This is a genomic window from Arthrobacter sp. GAS37 (genome assembly GCF_044908325.1).
GTDB classification, from domain to species: domain Bacteria; phylum Actinomycetota; class Actinomycetes; order Actinomycetales; family Micrococcaceae; genus Arthrobacter; species Arthrobacter ramosus.
Map to the genome: position 1 here is coordinate 146,585 of NZ_JBIYDB010000004.1, position 19,522 is coordinate 166,106.

Consider the following 19,522-nt stretch of genomic DNA (forward strand, 5'->3'; position numbering starts at 1 on the left):
AGAATGGATGAAAACTAGTTGGTGAGGCGGACAATGGTTGCCCCGTAGGCGTCTACGGGCCCCAGCGAGTAGCCGTCCGCGAGCGAGACGTACTTGACGAAACTCCCGATGATTCCGCGGCAGCCTCCGGTGCAGGAAAGCGTTGAAGACACATAAGGACTTGTGTTACGGAAACTGTCCGGAAGGCTGTTGTTGCCGCCGCTGAACTTCCATCCCGTCACTTTGAATGCGGCGAAGGACACAAGATGGTAGATAGCTCCGGCTCCTGTACCTGTTGCAACGTCGAAGACAGGGAGCAGAACGATCACATCCCTGCCAGCGGTGAGCGTGTCGCCCCACTTTTGAAGAGTGGTTGAACAGTTACCCAGACTGTTCCCCGAGGCACTGCCGGCTTCGCTGGCGGCGAGGTTGATCGTGCTGCCACACAATCCGGGATCCTGGGCGAGCCAGCCGAACCCTCCAGGTACGGTGGCTCCCGACGGGCCGTAATTGCAGCTGGGGTTGGCGCCGGAGCCATGGTCCTGAAGTAGCTGGAGGGCCCCGCCGATATATCCCTGCACTTGACAGATGGAATATGTGAGAGGAAAAGGGGTCGTGCCGGCGACGGCGCTCCCCCACTGGACGGTCGAGGTGGTAATGACGTCGGCTGTGTTGGATCCAAGGACGCGGGCGAAGAAGAGCGAGACGGCGTTCGGCGCGCCGCCCGCCTGCTGGGCTCCGGCGGTCACTGTTACCTTCCGGTTTGTCAGGTCCAGGCTGACCGATTTGACGTTGTTCAGGCCGTCGATGGCGTTCTTGTTTGCGATGCTGGTTGCGATTGGAGACGTCGATGAGCAGTAGAGCATTCCCGCATCCACGGCGAGTGCGGCAAACTCGAGCAACACCGCCAGCAAGAGAGCGACAAGAACGGCGATCGCACCGCGCTCGCCGTCGTCACGGACCATCAGCCGCCACATACCATGACCCCTACTCCTTGCATGGGGAAAGGCCCCGCGATTCCCGTGAGCGTGCTGAGCGTGTACTTGATGGTCACGGACATCTGGGCGCCGGAAGTGCAGCTGGCGGGACTGAAGGTGAAGTTCGCATCCGCCAGTTGTGGATTTAGCGACACGGCGGCGTTCTTCGCTGCGGTCTTGGCAGCCGTTTGGTCATTCGAAATCGCCATGACGCGGACTCCTTCGCGGGCTGCATTTGAAAGCGACACCTGCACGTTGTAGACCCTGCCGAATTCCATGATTCCCAAGAGCAGCATGATCAGGACCGGTGCCAGGATGGCGAACTCGACTGCCACGGCACCGCGCTCTGATGCCCTCGGCATACTGTTGCCCTTCCAGAGAACGGATAGTTCGAATCAAGCAGAGTGGCGGCCGCCTGAATGCCGCCGCCACTCGGGAATTGCTTGGTGTGCCGGTATTGCCTCCCGGGCACTGTGCGGCGCGACTCCTAAGGGCACGTACCGGTACCGGCGGTCGTTCCTGCGACGTACGTCTTGCCGGCCACGGAACACTGGACATTGGTGAACGTGTCCTTGATCGTCCCGCCCAGCAGCGTGACGGCGACAATGATAACGACAGCGATGAGGGAAACCATGATGCCGTATTCGACGGCGGTAGCGCCGGTTTCGTCATGCCGTGCGTGAGAAACGGACTTTAGAAAAGCGGACAGCATCTGGGCTCCTTGCTGACAGGGGCAAACGATCTGGCAGGACGCGAACTTACTACTAGCATTTGCCAGTGCCGGCGGTCGTTCCTGCGACGTACGTTTTGCCGGCCACGGAACACTGGACGTTGGTGAACGTGTCCTTGATCGTCCCGCCCAGCAGCGTGACGGCGACAATGATGACGACAGCGATGAGAGAAACCATGATGCCGTATTCGACGGCGGTGGCGCCCTTTTCGTCACGGCGGATTCGCGATGCGGTGTTGGAGAAGAAAGCAAACATGTGAAACTCCTGAGCGAGTTGGGGGATGTGGGCTGGTCCAGCACCAACCCACAAGCAACTTAGCAAGGCCAAATACCCCGTGGAGCAGTCCTTGGGACAACCTGTGTCAAGACTCGCGATCCTGCGCATTTCTTGGGTTAAACCTAGGGAAACCCTGCGATCTTGGCGCGCGACCAAAGGTGGGAAAACAGCGCAACCGGATTGCCGCCGTCGGGCCCTAAAAGACCAGCCCCGGGTACATCACCCCGGGACGCTCGCTCACATATAAGGCCAAAAACGGAAACGCTCGCTCAGATATATCGCCAAAACCGCGGACGCTCGCTCAGATCAAGTGAGCGAGCGTCCGGCCAAACACCCACATAAGTGAGCGTCGGAGGGGGGGCTAGGCGGGTGGGTGCTCGACGGTCACGGTGCCGGCGTCGCCGTCGACGGTGATTTGTTGGCCGCTCGTGAGCCGCTGGGTGGCGACTCCGGTGCCGAGTACCGCGGGGATGCCGTACTCCCGGGCCACGATCGAACTGTGGCTCAACGGGCCGCCGACGTCGGTGACCACGGCGGAGGCCATGGCAAACAGCGAGGTCCACGCGGGAGTGGTGATACGGGCAACCAGAACCTCTCCGGGCACCATCTGGCCGAAATCCTGCGGCCCGCCCAGGATTCGCGCAGGAGCACTGACCCGGCCCGCACTGGCCCCGACCCCTTTGATGACGTCGCCCGGCTGGTCCTGCGAGCGTGCCGGCATCATCGATTCGAAAGTGCGCTTCATCCAACGGGTCTCCGGCAGCAGTTGCGGAGCGGCCGCCTTGGCCTGGCCCCGCCAAAGCATCTTGCGCTCCTCGACGACGTCGGCGCGGACGGGGCGCGCCGCCCCCGTAATTGCCACCGCCACCGGTGCGGGCGGTTCCGCCGTGCCCGGCGGTTGCGGCGCGGCGAGGCCGAACTCGACGGCGCTTTGCAGCTCCTGCTGGCGCAGCCAGAACACGTCGGCGGGACCGGTGATGACGCCGGAGTACACTAGCCGTTGTCCGACTTCGAGCAGCATCCGCCGGATCAGCGGCCAGGCGAGCCCGACGTCGGCCAGGGCATCTTCGCGGATCGGTGCGGACTTCTGCGCCCACCGGAGCAGACGGATGAATGGGACTCTGCGACTCCGCCCGAGCCGGGTCTGTCCGAGCCGGGAGAGCATCCGCTCGGTTTGGTCCTCCCGCCGGGCGGCCGAGAGCCGCTGGCGCTCATGCGGGTCGTTGCCTTGTCCCCGCAGGTAGAACTTCACCGTGTCGAGCAGCGCCGAAGGATCGTCCGCCGGCACCGGGCTGGCGAAGTCCAAGTTGTAGACCGCATGGCCGAACCGATCGAGATGGGCCTGGAAGCGTGGATGCCACTGCTGCCAGAGTGCCGGGTCGATGCCGGCGGGAGGGAGCCAGCTGCGCTGCGACTCGGCCAGTGCCGGCGTCGGTTGATTGAGGATCGCCGGGGCCAGTCCCTCAACTTCCCGGGCCCAGGCCGCGAGGTCGTACAACGATTTCTCCGCGCGGATGGGTTCACTGTCGTAGCCAAGGAGGAATGTCTCGGCAGGGGGATCTCCCGCGCGGCGGATAAGTTTGTCGTAATACGCCCGGAAGGAGATTTCGCTCGTGGCAGCGATCGGAATGACTGACTCCACGGCCGTGTAGTACACGGTTCCGGCGTCCAGCAACGTCCGGACACCCTCAAGCAGCTCCTCTCCCGAACGCTCCCCCATCGACTTTGCCGACCAGTCCTTGAGCACCTGCTTGTAGCGGGGATGGGAGAATTCCCGCCAACCATCCATGCCCATGTGCGCCTTGCCGCGAGCCAGGGCGACCATGGCCGCCGGCGCCTTGCCCATCACCCGCCACATTGCCGCGGTGCGGTAGTAATAGTAGGCGTACCCGTTGATAGTGGGCAGTCCGACGTCGCCATCCCTGACGACGTCACTCCCGACGGCCTCGTTCATCAGGGTCTTGAGCGAACGGGTGACCGAGCCGTCAATGAGGTCGGCGAACAGCGGGGAGAGCGGGTCCGGCAGTTGTTCCACGATGCTCGCCCGGAAATAGAGCCCCTTCGGGTAGGGCAACGGCCAGGTGTCCGGTGTGTCAGCTACGGGTTCCGGCAGTGCCGTGATGGGCCGGGATTGCAGCATGAAGAAATTGCCGTCGGCCCGAGCCCATTCGATGTCCTGCGGAGTTCCGAAGTAGTCCGAAATCCGTGATCCATAGCGGGCAAGCGCGGCGGCCGCTCCGTCGTCGAGCACGGCCCGCTTCCGAAGCGCCGCCGGGACCGGCTGTTCCGTCGTCCCTCCTTGCTCCTCGGCCTCGTGGTCCGCAGTTTCGCCCTCCGCAACGCGGTCAGCGTACACAGTCATGACTTCCTTGTCGGCCGTCCGGCGCGAGAGCACGCGGCCGGTTCCCGCTTCGACCACAAGGTCATCCGTGGTGACTGTTCCACTGACCACGGACTCCCCCAGTCCCCACGCGGCACTGATGACGATCTGGTCGCGGCGACCGTTGGCCGGATTGGCGGTAAACATGACCCCGGCCGCCTCGGCCTCGACCATCCGCTGGACCGCTACCGCGAGGCGTACATCGCCCGGTGCGATGCCTTCCCGGTCCCGGTAGGCCATGGCGCGCGCCGTCCATAAGGAAGACCAGCAATCAATAACTGCTGCATCCAACGCTTCCGCCCCGCGGACGTTGAGGTAGGTTTCCTGTTGCCCCGCGAAGCTGGCCGAGGCGAGGTCCTCGGCCGTAGCGGACGAGCGCACCGCTACGGGCACGCCGTCGTCGCGGTCGACGTCGTCCCGCGCGTCGACGTCGTCGGCGCGGTCGTCGTCGGCGCGGAGGCCTTCATAAGCGGCGGCGAGCTCGTAGGCGATGGCCGCAGGCATGGTGCCGCCGGTGAAAAGGGCCCGGATTGCGGCCGAGGCGTCCTCGTAGTCCTGCGGCGTCGCCTCCGAGTGCAAGGCCGCCAGTTCCTGGATGCGCGCCTGAATCCCGTTGGCCTCCACGAAGGCCTCATAAGCCCCGGTGGTCAGCACGAACCCCGGAGGGACCGGCAGCCCGGCCCGGACGAGGTTGCCCAGCCCGACGCCCTTGCCGCCGGCCACGGCGACATCGCCTGTTTGCACATCGGCGAAGTTGTAGATGTAGGTCATGACCGTCGCTCCTTGTCGCGGAGACGCCCTCATCGAGCCTGACTCACAACATACTGCCACGCCGTCGGGCGGGAGGCGATGGCTGGGCCGGGCGGCTTCTTACTGGCGGTCCAACGCGCGTTTTACCGCCGCCTGGTCGCAAGCCTGAAGAACGCGAATGAACTCGTCCATTGCTTCCGGCCCCTCATCGGTGTCAGCGACGCGAACAAGGTGTGAGGCAAGGACGGCGACCTTGACGTTCGTCATGCTGCTACAACTCACGAGCAGTTTGAAGGCGGCGTCGGAGTTAAGGAGCAACCGCCCCATCAGGATGCCGCGAGCCTGATTGATGACTCCCCGCGTAGCATTGGCGCCCGCGACGGCGTCGCGCGCCGCCTGCTCGGTTTCCCGCCGCAGCGTGGACGTCATGTCGATCGTGGTCCCCTCGAGCGCGACGGTCCCCGATGGGCCCAGTTTCGCATTCCCCGCGGTCAGCACCCGACGGACATGTCCCTGCGCGTCAATGATCCGGTGGTAGATGCAGAAGTGTCCGCCGTCGCGGAATACTTGAGCCAGGATCTCCATGGCCCTCGGCCTGTCATCGGGGTGCTTGTGCGACATCAGCAACTCGAGCGTGGGCACTACTTCCCCTCGCTGGTAGCCGTGGAGATTAAAGAGCCCGTCGGACCATTCCGCTTTCCCTGTGAGCGGGTCGAAGAGGAAAGTTCCGGCCAGAAAGCCGGGGGCGCCCAGTGCACTCGAGTACGTATGGGGGCTGTCCAACATGGCGCAAAGACTCATTTCCTAAGCGTGCTTATTAATTCAGGGTAAGCGTACAGAATACAGCGCGCCCGACGACGGCCTACACCGTCGGCGCTTCGGCTCGCCCGCGCGCCGGGGCTTGTTTCCCAGCCGGGCGTTTGTAGCGCCGGTCTCGGAAACAAGCCCCGGGTATGCAGGAAACAACCGCCGGTACGGGAAACAAGCCCCGGCGTGCATTCAAATCAGAGCTTAGTCCTTCACCACCACCTTGCCAGCCATTCCAAAGTAGTCGTGAAGTGCGCAGATGTAGTCGTAGACACCTGCCTTGTTGAAGGTCACCGTGAATGTCACGCCTGGCGGCAGAATGCCCGAATTGAGCTGCCCGCCCGTGTAATTCGTCGGATCGCCCAGCGGCGGGAGCGGGTTGGCGGGCTCGGCACCGAAGGTCACGGTGTGCGGCTCGCCCATGCCGTTGTTCACGAAGCTCACTTTCTCACCAACGTGGATGACCACTTTGGGTTCGATGAACCGCATGACCATGGCGACGCCGTCGTCGGTTCCGGAAATCACGGTGTGGTTGTCCGCCTGAGCGCGGGCGTCCCTCCATTGCTGGTAGCCGTCACGGACGATGGCCCGTTCAGCCCGCTCTACCCGGTTGTTGTACTGCTCCTGGCTGTACGGGTAGTCCGTACCTTTGGCCCGCACGTGGACTGTGCCTTTCTGGGCCGCACCGTGCACCAGGCAGTAGTACGTGAAATCGCCGGTATCCGGGAACTTCAAGGTGTAAGAGCTGACTTCCGCAAACCCACTGTTCGAGACGTTCGACATCACGCCGGAGTTGAAATAGGAGTGCCCGTCGTAGGAAGTGCCGCCCTGCGCGGATATATAGAGGGGGCTGAAAGGATCAAAGGGTTGCGTGGATTCGATGGTTTGCCCCGCGGCCAGGAACGTGACCGTATGGATTTCGGCCGCGTTGGCCTCCCAGGTGACCTTGTCACCGGCATTGATGAAAATGCTCTTCGGCAGGAAGGACATCCCCTGGATGGCCTGGTCCGACGATTCGGAGCCGACCTGGACAGTCCACGTCCTTGCGGATTTGCCACTGTCCGCTGCCGCTGTGCCGCTGAGCGCCACCGGCAACACCAGGGCAAGGAGCAAAATCATGAGCGCTCGAAGGCGCGGCAATAGAAGGGGTTTTGGATGAGCAGTCATAAGACTCATTCCTTAGGAAAATCTTTGCTGACCGGCTGTTATTAGCCTGGAAATCTAGAGGCGCCGGAGACCATGGCGTCGTTTGACGGTGACTCGGTTTCCTTGAACTTCCCTATGAACTTCAGCTCGCAGTTGCTGCCCGTCCCCCGCATACGGTGCGGCGCCACGACGTTGGGGCCATGCAGACCTCCCTTGCTCGCAGGGATAACGTCCGGCTCCGTGGGCTAAGAGCCCCCCATTACGGAACCGAAAGGACACGGCAAAGCCGGCCCATGTGAAGGCGAGAGATTTATCTCTCATCGTGCTACCAAGACGTTATTTTGTCGAGACACCGGAACTACACGCGGGCGATTTTTGTGGCCGAAATGAGGCCTTCCCTGATGCGTTTTTAACCCACCTGGGTGATACGTTCCGGACATGGACGGACGACGACGACTGTGGCTTGCGGCGGGGCTGGCAATTCTGTTGGCCCTCGGGGTGGTTCTGGCCGCGGTCATCGCCGGATCCAGCAGGACCTCGTCCGGACCGTCGCCCTCAAGCGCCTCCTCGCGCACAACGGCAAGCAGCACGCCGTCGGCGACTCAAACCCATGCGCCCCCTGCAGCGGCGCCGGCCCCTTTGCCGGCCCCGCCGACAATCCCGGAGCTTCCGGCGGCGCCCATGAATATCCTGGTGATCGGCAGCGACAGCCGTGCGAATGCCAAGGAGCAAAACAACCAGACCGTCACAACAGGCCAGCCCTCGGATCAACGCTCCGATTGCCTGATGCTGATCCACGTTCCAGCGGACCGGCAAAAGGTCTATGGTATTTCGATCATGCGCGACAACTGGGTGGACATCCCGGGATATGGCGCATCCAAAATCAACGCCAGCCTCGAGGTGGGAGGCATCCCCCTGGTGGTCCGGACCGTCGAGACGCTCTTGGGCACGCACATAGACCACACCGTGATGCTGGACTTCAACGGCTTCAAGACCCTGACAGATGGCCTCGGCGGGATCGACGTCAATGTCACGCTGCCGTTCACCGCCACATTTGAGACCCATCATCAATTCGTGGCCGGCATCAACCACTTGGACGGACAGGCTGCTCTGGAGTTTGTCCGCGAGCGCTACGCCTTCCCCGACGGCGACTACCAGCGCGTCCGCGACCAGCAGACATTCCTCCGCGCTCTCTTGGTCAAGCTTTCCGGGGGCGTCCAGAATCCTGCCAGCGTGTTGGGACTCGTCCAATTCGCGACCAACTACCTCACTGTGGACGACGGCTATGACCCGATGTCCGTCGCCATCCTGGCCTACGGACTCCGCACCGTGGATCCCAAAGCTTCCGTCTTCTTCACCCTGCCCACCGCGGGCACGGGTACTTCCCCGGACGGACAATCCATCGTGCTGCCGGACTACGCGGGAATCGGAGATGTGGCCGCGGCACTGCGGGACGACACGCTCCCGCAGTATGTAGCAGCCCACGGTTACTGAGCCGGCTGCTCAACACTCGCAAAAATCTTGATTGAATATTTAACTAATCTTCGAGAAAAGCTTGCGGGATCCTTGCGGCTTCCTAAGATTCCTGCCGGAAAGTAGAGGTCATCGGACAGCAAAGTCCCGGTCTCACGGGCTTCAAGAAACGGAAATTATCATGGGTCTCAACCTGAAAACCACCACCGGCAAAGTCATTGCTTCCCTGGCCCTGGTCGGCACAGCTGCCGGCGTGGCAGGACTCGGAACCTATGGTGCCTTCACCTCCAGCACTTCCGCCAGCAACACCGTCGCCTCCGGCATCGTCAACATCGCCCTGGGCGCATCCGGCACCGCGAACCGGCTCAGCGTCGCAGCTTCCGGTTTGGTCCCCGGCGACACCGTGCAGCGCGTGGCCACGCTGAGCAACGCAACTGGAAACCAGTCGCTGTCTGCGATCACCCTGACCACCGCGGCCGCCCCGACCTCCTTGCTGGACACCAACACCACTATGGGCCTGCAGGTAGCCGTCGATGACTGCTCCGTTGCATGGACCGAGGCCGGCACCGCCCCCGCGTACACCTACACCTGCGGCGGCACCACGACTTCGGTGCTGGCTTCCCGCCCCGTCATCGGGGCCAACGTGGCCCTGGCGAACCTGACCTCGGTCACGGCCGGACACACCGATAACCTGCGGGTCACGCTGACCCTGCCGTCCACAGCCGACAACACCCTCCAGAACCAGAGCAGCACCATCGCGTTCAACTTCACGGGCACCCAGCGCACCGCCACCAACCAGTAACCCTGCCCCCACCCCCAGCCAGCCCTCCGCCGTCGAGCCCCCCTGAAAAACGACGGCGGAGGGCCTCCCCCAGGAACGGAGACCCAGCCATGACCGCATCACCGGTCCGCCAACGGCGGGTCTCCCCGACAGCCGTAACGACGGCGACGCCCGGCTCCGAAAAGCCCGGAACCGATAAGACTCAGGGTGCTGGGTCAAGGATTGCCCCGGCCATGGTCAGCGTCATCACGACGACGGTCATGGTCGCCGCGGTCGCTGCGTTCCTGTTCCTCGCCGTCGGACCCCGCGTCCTGGGCTACCAGACCAGCACCATGCTCACCGGCTCGATGTCGCCGCTGATCAACCCGGGAGACGTGGTTGTCACCGTTCCCGTGGCGGTCCGGGACCTGAAGGTCGGGGACATCATCACCTACCACATTCCGGTGGAGGACCAGCGGGTGGAGACCCACCGGATCATCGACCTGGCAGTGAACAACCAAGGCACTGCCACCGTCCGAACCAAGGGCGACGCCAACAACGGCGCCGACCCCTGGACAGCAACCCTGGCAGCAGGCCAGGTTGACCGCCAGGTGTTCACCGTTCCCTACCTCGGCAACGCGATCCGCGCCCTGCGCGATCCCGTTGTCTTGAAAGTCCTGATGTACGGCGCTCCGGCCGCCCTGGTGGTCATGGTTCTCGTCTCCATCTGGCGGAAAAAGCCCGAAGACGACGACGCCGTGGACGCCGGCACCGCTGGGGATGCAGGCGCTGGGCGGGCCCTGCCGGCCTTTGACCGCCGCCCCCTCAAGCGCCTGGCCAGGGAGATGAAAAGCAAGGAAGCCGCCGAGAAGTTCGCCGCCGCCTACGCCAGGCTGCTGCCCCATCGGGTGGACAAGATCAGCCACGCACTGAGCACCGGCAACAGTGACCTCGCGATGGATGCTGTGCTCAGCCTGAAAACCAGCTCCTCGATGGTGGGGGCGCTCCGGATGGAACAGCACTGCGTCCGCCTCGAACACGCGTTGGTCACGACCGATCACACCGCGGCGATTGAAGCCGGGGAACTCGTCCGCCAGCACCAACCGCAGTTGGAAAAAGCCTTGGGCGGTCACACCACCCGGCGCGCTGCATGAAATCCCCTTCAAAGAACCGAACCGGTCGCCCTGCCCTTACCGCACGAAAGCGGTAAGAATGGAATGGACCACCGGGCCTGACAGAAAGCCGCTGACCTTGCGTAGAAGCCGGAGCACCGCCGACGTCGCGAAGACGCCTGCGCTTGGGCGCATCGCCGCGGTCCTGGCAGCGGCTGCGGTACTGGTCTTCGCTCCCGGTATCGCGCAGGCTGCGTTCACCCACTCCGCGAGCGGTTCAACCAGCCTATCAACGCTGACGCTGACGACGCCGACCGCTTCGCAGGTCACCTCCACCTGCAACAACAACACGCTCGTCATTACCCTCAAGACGCCCGTGCCGGGCGCCAACTACCATCAGCTGATCGTCAAGGACAACACTTCACGGGTTGTATACACGGGCGATCTCAACGCTGCAAACAACTGGAAATACACGCTGAATAACACCTACAACGGGCAAAACGGAAACTTCACCTTCGAGATCCGCGGCCAATACCATGTGCCCTCAACCAGCAATATCTGGACGGGTTCACCCTACACAAAGACCATCGGCTGCTGACGGAGCGGCCGCCCTGAGCGAAATCGGTGGTCGCTTGGCAGTGGCCGTCTATAGAGTTAGCCCATGAGCCAGCCTGCCACGCCCCCAGTTCCCCCCGTCGCCAAAAAGGTGCCCGCCACCCGAGAGCACCACGGCGATGTCTTTGTGGACAACTACGAATGGCTGCGGGACAAGGAATCCTCCGAGGTCGTCGAGCACTTGAAGGCTGAAAACGCCTACCAGGAAGCCGTCACCGCACACCAGGAACCGCTGCGCGAGGCCATCTTCCAGGAAATCAAGGGACGCACCCAGGAGACCGACCTCTCGGTCCCCAGCCGCAAGGACGACTGGTGGTACTACACCCGCTCCGTTGAGGGCAAGGAGTACGGCATTCATTGCCGTTTCCGGGCCGCAAACTCCGGCGATCCCGTGGCGGACTGGACGCCCCCGGCAGTGGAACCCGGCGTCGAACTCCAAGGCGAAGAAGTCCTGCTGGACGGCAATGCCGAGGCGGAAGGCAAGCCGTTCTTCTCCGTTGGCGGCAGTGCCGTGACGTTGGACGGCAACCTCTATGCCTACGCGGTGGACAATTCCGGCGAGGAACGGTTCACGCTCCGCATCAAGGACCTCCGGACGGGTGAATTGCTGCCCGACGTCATCGAGAACATCTTCTACGGCGTGGCCTTCTCCCCCGACGGCACCCGGATCTTCTACACCGTGGTGGACGATTCGTGGCGCCCGTACCAGGTGAAGTCGCACGTCCTGGGAACCCCAGTGAGCGAGGACGAGGTCGTCTACCAAGAGGACGACGTGGCCATGTGGCTCGGGTTCGAGCTCTCCTCCGACCGGAGGTACCTCGTGCTGAGCATCGGCTGTTCGGAGTTCAGCGAGACGCGCTTGCTGCGCTTTGACGGCTACGACGCCGGCCTGTCCACCGTGATTTCCCGCGACGAACGCATCCTCTACGAGGCCGAGCCGTTCCTGCTTGATGGTGTTGAGACCATCCTCCTGACCCATAACAAGGATGCCATCAACTCGATGGTGTCTATCGCGGACCCGGCCGAGTTCGCCAAGCCGCTGGCTGAGCAGCACTGGCGCACCGTCGTCGAGCATTCCGACGCCGTTCGCGTCAACGGGGCCGGCGTCACCTCGACGCATCTGGTGGTGGCGGTACGGCAGGACACGATCGAACGCGTGCAGGTGCTGCCCCTCGCCGGTCTGGGAACCTCGACGCAGGGCGCCGCCGTTGAGCCTGCCTTCGACGAGGAGCTGTACACGGCAGGGGTGGCAGGTTCGGACTACGAAGCCCCGGTGATCCGCATCGGATACACGTCTTTCTTCACGCCGTCGCGGGTCTATGACTTCGTGCTGCCCACCGCCGCGCTGCCGAACGGCGAACTGTTGCTGCGGAAGGAAAGCCCTGTGCTGGGCGGCTACACGGCATCCGACTACGTGGCCGCCCGGGAATGGGCGACGGCGGCGGACGGCACGCGCGTGCCGCTGTCCGTGCTCCGGCACGCCTCCGTTTCGCAGGACTCAAGCGCTGCGGGCCTGGTCTACGGCTATGGCTCGTACGAGGTCAGCATGGATCCCGGCTTCGGAGTGGCCCGGCTGTCCCTCCTCGACCGCGGAATCGTCATGGTGATCGCCCACATCCGCGGCGGCGGCGAGCTCGGCCGGCGCTGGTACGACGACGGCAAGAAGCTCAACAAGAAAAACACCTTCACGGACTTCATCGCCGCAACGGACTGGCTTTCACAGTCCGGCTGGGTGGCGCCGGAGCGGATCGCCGCCATGGGTGGCTCCGCGGGCGGCCTGCTCATGGGTGCTGTGGCCAACCTTGCACCGGAAAAGTACGCGGCGATCGTGGCAGCCGTGCCATTCGTGGACGCGCTCAACACCATCCTCGACCCGGAACTGCCGCTCTCCGCGCTCGAGTGGGAAGAATGGGGCAACCCCATCACCGATCCCGAGGTGTACGAGTACATGAAGTCCTACACTCCGTACGAGAACATCCGCGCCGTTTCGTACCCGCGCATCGCCGCAGTGACCTCTTTCAACGACACCCGCGTGTTCTACGTGGAGCCAGCGAAGTGGGTCCAGGTGCTGCGTTCCGAGACCACCGGCACGGCGCCCATCGTGATGAAGATCGAGATGGACGGTGGACACGGCGGGGCCTCAGGACGATACGTGCAGTGGCGCGAGCGCGCTTGGGACTATGCCTTCGTCGCGGACTCGCTCGGCGCCGTCGAACTACTGCCCGGGGCGGGGCTCAAGTAGCGTTCTCGATAGTAAGCTCTCCCATGGGGGCCGAACCGAAACAGTAGGAGCGTCGTGGAGAGTTCTGTGACCAACGCGTCGTCGCCAAACCGTGCCTTGGTGGCCGACCCCGACCCGGTGCGTCACGCAGAGACGGTTGCGGCGCTCGCCGCGGCAGGTTTCCTGGTTCGTTCAGCGCACGACGCCGGTTCGCTCGCGGCCGCGCTGGAAAGCGAACCGAGCGACGTGCTGGTGGTCGACAACGACCTCCGCGAGTTCCTTCCCCGGAATGTCGGCCCTGTTCTGCTCATGCTGAATCCCGAGGAAGAACTGGATGTTGCTGCCCTGGAAGCCTGGGCCATCGCGGATTTTGCCTACAGGGCCCAGCCGCCCGCATTTCGGGCATACAGGGCACTGGTACTGGTAGCCCGTGCCGCCGAACGGACGCGCCGCCGTTCGGAAGCCGAGTCGCTGCGGGAGAGCCTGCGGAAGGTGTCTGCGGCGATCCGATCAACCATCGATCCAGGCCGGATTGCCCGGCATCTGGTGGACGGAATCGGCGAGGCCCTGGGCGCGGAACACGTCTGGTTCACCACGTTCCCGGACACACGCGTGGCCCAGGTGAGCGCCGAATGGAACGCTCCTGGACTGGTACCGGGAGTCCTGCCAAGCGAACTCACCGACGACATCGCCACGTTCGAACTGGCGGAGCGATTGTGGGCAGAAGCGGAGGTGCAACCGCTGCCGAAACGGGCTCCCGCGGGGCGCCCCGGTGGTGCGGGTGCGCTGGGTGGTGCGGGTGCGCCGTCGGCCTCTGTTGTGGTGCCGGTGGGCGAGGGAGATCTCGTTCTCGGGGTCATCTGGATCGCCCGCCCGGACACGGCGCAGGAATGGACCCGGGCCGAAATAGGCCTGATTCAGCACGTCTCGGGGAACTTGGCGTATGGCCTGATGCAGAGCCACCTGATCGGCGCGCAACAGCAGGTCATGTACAAGCTCCAGGAACTCGACCAGGCCAAGACCGACTTCCTCACTACCGTGAACCACGAACTTCGAACTCCCCTGACGTCCATCACTGCCTATCTGGACATGATCCGCTCTGGCGCCGGTGGACCCCTTCCCGCGGGTGTCGGGCGGATGGTCGACGTCATTTCACGAAATGCCGAGCGGCTCCGACGGCTGATCGAAGACATGCTCACCGTCTCGCACCGGGACACTTCCGGCGACCTCCAATTGAGCCGTGTGAATGTGGGCACCCTGCTCAGGCTTGTCGTCTCGACGTTGCAGCCGCTCGCCGACTCCCGCTCACTGTCCCTTACCGTGATGCATGCGCCAGGAACCATGACTGTCCAGGCCGACGAGGCCAAGCTGGAACAGGTCTTCGCCAACATCATCAGTAACGCGATCAAGTTCACGCCCGACGGCGGCCATGTTGCCGTCAGCAGCGGGATCGCTTCGGACCCAGGCACGGTTCCCAGCGTGGTGGTCCGCGTGGAGGACACCGGCGTCGGGATCCCCGAAACGGAAATCGACCAGGTATTCACCCGATTCTTCCGCGCCTCAAATGCCTCCACTGCGGCCATCCCCGGGAGCGGGCTTGGCCTGGCGATAGCCCACGACATTGTGGAACGCCATTCCGGCCGGCTCGATGTCGAGTCCGCCCTCGGCGTGGGAACCACGGTTTCAGTCCGGCTCCCGCTGGATACGGAGAGCTAAAGGGGCCGGCCGTCGACGGCGGCTTGTACCGTCTTCCCCTTCTTTGAATTCGGAAAGCGCTTACGACACGGCGAGTCGCGCCATTTCGTGGCTCAGCGGCGGCAAACAAGGTCAGGAAGAGCAGGTCCCGGCGTCGCACACCCCAACTGCTCCGGATCCCGACGGCGGCCCTTGCGTTGCACGCCGGCCGTCGCCGGGGGCTTGTACCGTCTTCCCCTTCTTTGAATTCGGAAAGCGCTTGCGACACGGCGAGTCGCATCATCCCGGGGCTCAGCAGCGGCAAACATGGGGAAAACGGTACCGGGAGCCAAGGGGCGCCGCGGCACTCAACTGCGCTGGCGCCGTCGTGACCTTCTTTAAATCGGGAAAGCGCTTGCGACACGGCGAGTCGCCCAATTCCGGGGCTCAGCAGCGGCAAACATGGGGAAAACGGTACCGAGAGCCAAGGGGGCATCGCGGCCCAAAAAGAACACCGCCCCTTGGCGGTAGCCCGGGGCGGTGTTTGGAATTGCTGTCGTCTACCCAAGTAGTCCCCACCGCCACCCTAGCCTCGCAAGCTCGGCCAGGGAACCCTGGCGGTGTGGGCCCCGGCAGTAAATGCCGTTATGAGGCGTCTAAACGGCATCTAGTGCGAGTCAGTTGGGCCACCAACCGATCTGCGCGTAGTTGACCGGGTCAGTCACAACAGGGACGGTTTTGACCGTCGTTACTGTGGTGCTGGTGGTGTCGTGCGTGGTCTTCGGTGCGGCATTGGCAGGAGTAACAAATCCGCCAATAGCGAGCAGGCCCGTCATGAGCAGTGTTGCGGCGAATTTTTTCATGCAGTGCTCCTTTGAGCCGTGAAAATCCGAAGTTGACATTCCCAGCGTAAAGAACCTTATTAAAGGTTCCCTTAAGATTGCCTTCAGTTTTCCGAAGTCTTTGCGGCTAGGCGGTAACCCACGCCACGCACAGTTTCCACCCAACGCGGCGACTGCGCCGAATCGCCGAGCTTCCTACGAAGATTGGCTATGTGTACCTGGATGGCGCGCTCTTCGGATTCGCTGACGTAGCCTCCGGTTTCGTACTCCTTGGCATGGAGCCAGCGGGCAAGCCCAGTGGTGCTTCGGACAACGCGTCCGGCCTCCATGAGGGCCTGAAGAAGGTCGAACTCGGTGCGGGTCAATTGCACCTCTTCGGTACCCACCCGGGTTGTCCGCGTGGCCACGTCCAGGAAAAGGCCGTTGTGTTCCAGCCCCGACGGTTCGCCCGCCGGAAGCACGGGCGTGGGTGCGGTTGGTGCGTTCAGCGCCGGGGCCGGCGGCAGCTCCGCCGTCGTGCTCCCTCCCGAACCGCTCAAAAGCTTGCTGCCGCGTGGCCGGCGAAGGAGCGTCTCAACCCGGGCCAGGAGCTCGCGGGGGCGGAAGGGCTTGGTGACGAAGTCGTCGGCGCCGACGGCCAGCCCTTGTAATGTGTCCACTTCACGCGCGCGGGCGGTGAGCATGATGATGTAGGCGTCACTGAACTCGCGGACGCGGCGGGTGACCTCGATCCCATCAATATCGGGCAGGCCAAGGTCCAATGTGATCACGTCCGGGTTGTGAAGGCGGACCGCATCCACGCCATCGACGCCGTTCCCGGCCGCGTAAACCTCCAGGCCCGACGCCTCGAGGACGGCATGGACCACCTCACGGATGTCATCGTCATCCTCGATTACTACCGCCACGCCCGATGCGCCCACGTCAAGATCCCCATCTCTCTTTTGCTCAGCCCACCTTAACACCAGCGGTACCCGCTATTCTCGCGCATGTCAGCGTAAGTCCCGCTTTACTCCTGCGTGGGCGGCCCTGCGGAGGTCGCGGCGGGCGTCGCCGCGGGCCTATTTCCGGGCGACATTCAGCTGATCTGGAGCTCGCGCCTCACGAACGCTATAAGTAGGCTCCGCGAAGTTTCCACGGGCAGGGATGAACCCCGCGCATAGCATTGGACGGCCAGCCCATCCACCATAGCGGCCGTTTCGATGGCGAAGCTTTGGGGATCGTCGCAGACGAAGGACCCCTCGCTGACGCCACGCTCGGTAATCTCGCGCAGGGCGCTGCGCCAGCCGTCGTAGTGTTCGCTCATCCAGCGTCCGTAAGCTTCGTCCCTGGCCGCAGCGGACCAGAAGTCGAACCAGATCAGCCAGTGCCGGCGGGAGTTCGCGTCGGAGCCGAACATTCCCTCCAGGAAATACAGCAGTTGCCTTGTGGGGTCGCCGGACCCTCTGGCACTCTCCTGGAGCGGAACGTAGAAGTCCGCGGTTTCTGCCTTGACTACTTCCATCAGGACTTCGTCGAGACTCTTGAAATGGTAGGTGATGGTCCCGGGTGAGACTCCGCAGGCTTTTGAAATGTCGCGGATTAGGACATTGAACAACCCCTTGTCCGCGATCAGGTCCCGTGCGGCGTCGACCACCAGCTGACGCCGCACTTCAGTGGGATGCCGCTGCCGTTCGCCGACAGTCTTGGCGCGGGGCCGCTCTTCGTGGTCCCTAGCTGTAGTTGTCATGTGGCTCGTCCTCGTTTCCCCTGGTCAGGCCGATGTCCGACTGATGCGCTTCTCAAAAGTCTTTTCAAAGAATAGTTGCTCGTCCTTGAACGTCTTGACTTCGTTGTGCAGTACATAATGGTCCTTGCTGGCAGTGACCGTAGCGTGGGTCTCGATCCTAACTCCCCAGTCCTCGCGCTGCAGTGAGACGTTCCACATGGACTCAGCCCGCGCCGTCAGGGGATCGTTTCCCGATATCGAATACCGTTCTAGGGCTTCTTCACCAAAGCTCAGGCCGTCTGGGTAGATCCGGTTGCCGCCGTAGTTCGGGTCCACAGTCAAGGTCCAGGACTCCGATTGCGGCTCGTACCTGACCTCACGTTCGGGGCGGGCGGCCAGCACAGCTCCAGGCCGGATGTCCAAGCCCGGGGCTTGCTCCGCCTCCTCGAAGGCGACATCGCGCTTACCGATGGCGGCAGGATCGAGGTCATCGAGTGTCAGTACACTCTGCCCGGCGTCAACGGTCACGAACCCTTCTTCGCCATGCGGCCAGATCCAGGGCCAGTACGTCGTGGCCAGGGCGAGCCGGAGCCTGTGCCCGGCCGGAACCTGCCACGACATGGAAGTGAACTCGATCTCGGCCTCCACGAATTGACCCGGAATTAGCTCTTCTGCCTTGTCCATCCCATTGCGTCTTGCCAGGTTGATGGCCCCGCGGGTGATCAGGGTGGACGACCCGTCCGGCCCAACGTCGCAGAGCCGGGCAATCACGTTGGCCCGGGGCGTGCTGCTGTTGACCCGCAGCCTCAGCCGGGCATAGCCGAACAGGTTGATGTCATCCTCGAGGACCGGCGTCTCGAATGCCACCGAGCGCCCATCCTCGGCGCGCTGGTCCGGCGGCAGATCGGACAGATTCCCGAAGGGGAACCACCGGGCGGCGTCCACGCCGTTGTGTTGCGGAGTGTCGACGACGGCCATCCCGGCGGCGTCGGTTGCCAAGCTGCGCAAATCTGAGGCTAGGTTGAAGCGCCGCTGCCCGACGTCGGCGGACGGCCATCCGTCCAGTCCCACCCATGTGCCCGCTCGCTCGGGATAGTGGGTGGCCGGCCGTACGGAGTCCTGGTGATAGGCGCGCAGCGAGGGTTCAGCCATGACATCCGTTTCGATGCCTTTGAGCCAGTAGTCCCACCAACGCAGGGTCTCCTGCAAGAAGCCAATGGTGGGACCGGGCGTCCGGCTGATGTCCGGATACTGATGTGACCATGGGCCGATCAGCCCTTGCACGGGGGCGTCAAGATGCTCCAACAATCGAAAAACAGTGTTGCGGTAGGGATCAGCCCAGCCCCCGACGGCCAAGACGGCCGCGGTGATCTTAGAGTAATCCTCGCAGACCGAACCGTGGCGCCAGTAGTCGTCGCGTTCCTGGTGGTCCATCCAGATTTCGGAGAAAGGCTGGAGGGCTTCCAAGCGTTCCTTCCACATGGTTTCCCAGGCGTCGCCAACCCGCCAGGGCGCGGGCGGACGGCATTGGAACGCAAGCATGGTTCCAGCCCAGGAAGTCATGTCGATGCCGAGCATCGCGCCACCAAAGTAGTGCACGTCATCGGCATAGCGATCATCCGTGGAGCAGACAGTGACGATAGCCTTAAGCGCCTCCGGCTGCTCCGCGGCGATCTGCAAGGCATTGAACCCGCCCCAGGAAATTCCGAACATTCCCACTTTGCCGGTACACCAGGGCTGGGCGGCCAGCCACTCGATGACCTCAACTCCGTCTGCTTGTTCCTGCGGGTGGTACTCGTCAAGCATGACGCCTTCGGAATCTCCGCAGCCGCGGATGTCCACACGGACCGAGGCGTAGCCATGGCCCGCATACCAGGGGTGGCGCTGCGCGTCACGCGGCGCAGTCCAGTCCCCGCGCCGGTAGGGCAGATACTCCAACAGTGCGGGCACCGGCCGTGAAGCCGAGTCTTCGGGAAGCCAGATTGTGGCTGCAAGCTTGACGCCGTCGCTCATCGGAATGAGCACGTGCTCCATGACGGTGACGGAATGGGGGAAGTCCGTGCGGATCTTCACG

Annotated in this window: 18 protein-coding genes; 6 read left to right on the forward strand and 12 right to left on the reverse strand. The window is 63.5% G+C overall.

Translation table 11 applies throughout. From position 1 onward, the window contains the following. Window positions 1–14: 14 nt before the first annotated feature. From ABH924_RS05705 to ABH924_RS05735, 7 genes are all read right to left on the reverse strand, one after another. Window positions 15–956, reverse strand: a complete 942-nt coding sequence (locus ABH924_RS05705; protein ID WP_404497607.1) for a pilus assembly protein TadG — start codon at window positions 954–956, stop codon at window positions 15–17. Continuing rightward, window positions 944–1,318 (reverse strand): TadE/TadG family type IV pilus assembly protein, encoded by a 375-nt coding sequence (locus ABH924_RS05710; RefSeq protein ID WP_404497608.1) that lies wholly within the window; start codon window positions 1,316–1,318, stop codon window positions 944–946. Before ABH924_RS05710 ends, ABH924_RS05705 begins: the two co-directional genes overlap by 13 nt. A gap of 125 nt (window positions 1,319–1,443) precedes the next feature. Beyond that, window positions 1,444–1,668: a Flp family type IVb pilin gene (locus ABH924_RS05715; RefSeq protein WP_404497609.1), complete on the reverse strand. Its 225-nt coding sequence runs from the start codon at window positions 1,666–1,668 to the stop codon at window positions 1,444–1,446. 52 nt (window positions 1,669–1,720) lie between these two features. Next, entirely contained in the window at window positions 1,721–1,942 is a 222-nt protein-coding gene (locus tag ABH924_RS05720; protein ID WP_404497610.1) for a Flp family type IVb pilin, read from the reverse strand. 382 nt (window positions 1,943–2,324) lie between these two features. Further along, the gene (locus ABH924_RS05725; RefSeq protein WP_404497611.1) at window positions 2,325–5,114 is read right to left on the reverse strand and encodes a PEP/pyruvate-binding domain-containing protein; all 2,790 of its coding nucleotides are present in this window, start codon (window positions 5,112–5,114) and stop codon (window positions 2,325–2,327) included. Window positions 5,115–5,213: 99 nt separating this feature from the next. Continuing rightward, entirely contained in the window at window positions 5,214–5,894 is a 681-nt protein-coding gene (locus ABH924_RS05730) for a PAS and ANTAR domain-containing protein (protein ID WP_404497612.1), read from the reverse strand. Window positions 5,895–6,104: 210 nt separating this feature from the next. After that, entirely contained in the window at window positions 6,105–7,067 is a 963-nt protein-coding gene (locus ABH924_RS05735; protein WP_404497613.1) for a plastocyanin/azurin family copper-binding protein, read from the reverse strand. A 417-nt stretch (window positions 7,068–7,484) separates the two neighbouring features. Between ABH924_RS05735 and ABH924_RS05740 the strand changes: the two genes are divergently transcribed. Next, on the forward strand, window positions 7,485–8,540 hold the full coding sequence (locus ABH924_RS05740; protein ID WP_404497614.1) for an LCP family protein: 1,056 nt from the start codon (window positions 7,485–7,487) through the stop codon (window positions 8,538–8,540). A gap of 160 nt (window positions 8,541–8,700) precedes the next feature. Next, complete coding sequence (locus ABH924_RS05745) at window positions 8,701–9,321, forward strand: TasA family protein (protein ID WP_404497615.1); 621 nt, start codon at window positions 8,701–8,703, stop codon at window positions 9,319–9,321. A 98-nt stretch (window positions 9,322–9,419) separates the two neighbouring features. On the opposite strand, the gene ABH924_RS05750 is transcribed toward ABH924_RS05745, so the two are convergent. Continuing rightward, window positions 9,420–9,506 carry a hypothetical protein gene (locus ABH924_RS05750; RefSeq protein ID WP_372460897.1) on the reverse strand — a complete coding sequence of 29 codons (87 nt, stop codon included), beginning with the start codon at window positions 9,504–9,506 and terminating at the stop codon, window positions 9,420–9,422. Window positions 9,507–9,533: 27 nt separating this feature from the next. On the opposite strand from ABH924_RS05750, the gene ABH924_RS05755 reads away from it, so the two are divergent. The 4 genes from ABH924_RS05755 to ABH924_RS05770 all read left to right on the forward strand — a co-directional run bounded on the left by ABH924_RS05755 (window position 9,534) and on the right by ABH924_RS05770 (window position 14,943). Further along, a complete protein-coding gene (locus ABH924_RS05755; protein WP_404497676.1) occupies window positions 9,534–10,433 on the forward strand; it encodes a signal peptidase I in 900 nt (299 codons plus the stop codon). A 58-nt stretch (window positions 10,434–10,491) separates the two neighbouring features. Further along, entirely contained in the window at window positions 10,492–10,989 is a 498-nt protein-coding gene (locus tag ABH924_RS05760; RefSeq protein ID WP_404497616.1) for a hypothetical protein, read from the forward strand. Between the two features lie 63 nt (window positions 10,990–11,052). After that, window positions 11,053–13,248 carry a S9 family peptidase gene (locus tag ABH924_RS05765; protein WP_404497617.1) on the forward strand — a complete coding sequence of 732 codons (2,196 nt, stop codon included), beginning with the start codon at window positions 11,053–11,055 and terminating at the stop codon, window positions 13,246–13,248. 54 nt (window positions 13,249–13,302) lie between these two features. Beyond that, entirely contained in the window at window positions 13,303–14,943 is a 1,641-nt protein-coding gene (locus ABH924_RS05770) for a sensor histidine kinase (protein WP_404497618.1), read from the forward strand. A gap of 635 nt (window positions 14,944–15,578) precedes the next feature. Here ABH924_RS05770 and ABH924_RS05775 read toward each other — a convergent pair. From ABH924_RS05775 to ABH924_RS05790, 4 genes are all read right to left on the reverse strand, one after another. Continuing rightward, window positions 15,579–15,764 (reverse strand): hypothetical protein, encoded by a 186-nt coding sequence (locus ABH924_RS05775; RefSeq protein WP_404497619.1) that lies wholly within the window; start codon window positions 15,762–15,764, stop codon window positions 15,579–15,581. Window positions 15,765–15,847: 83 nt separating this feature from the next. Further along, window positions 15,848–16,663: a response regulator transcription factor gene (locus ABH924_RS05780; protein WP_404497620.1), complete on the reverse strand. Its 816-nt coding sequence runs from the start codon at window positions 16,661–16,663 to the stop codon at window positions 15,848–15,850. Between the two features lie 155 nt (window positions 16,664–16,818). Continuing rightward, window positions 16,819–17,469, reverse strand: coding sequence for a TetR/AcrR family transcriptional regulator (locus ABH924_RS05785; protein WP_404497621.1), 651 nt, complete (start codon window positions 17,467–17,469; stop codon window positions 16,819–16,821). 24 nt (window positions 17,470–17,493) lie between these two features. Further along, window positions 17,494–19,521, reverse strand: coding sequence for a CocE/NonD family hydrolase (locus ABH924_RS05790; protein ID WP_404497622.1), 2,028 nt, complete (start codon window positions 19,519–19,521; stop codon window positions 17,494–17,496). Between the last annotated feature and the right edge of the window lies 1 nt (window position 19,522).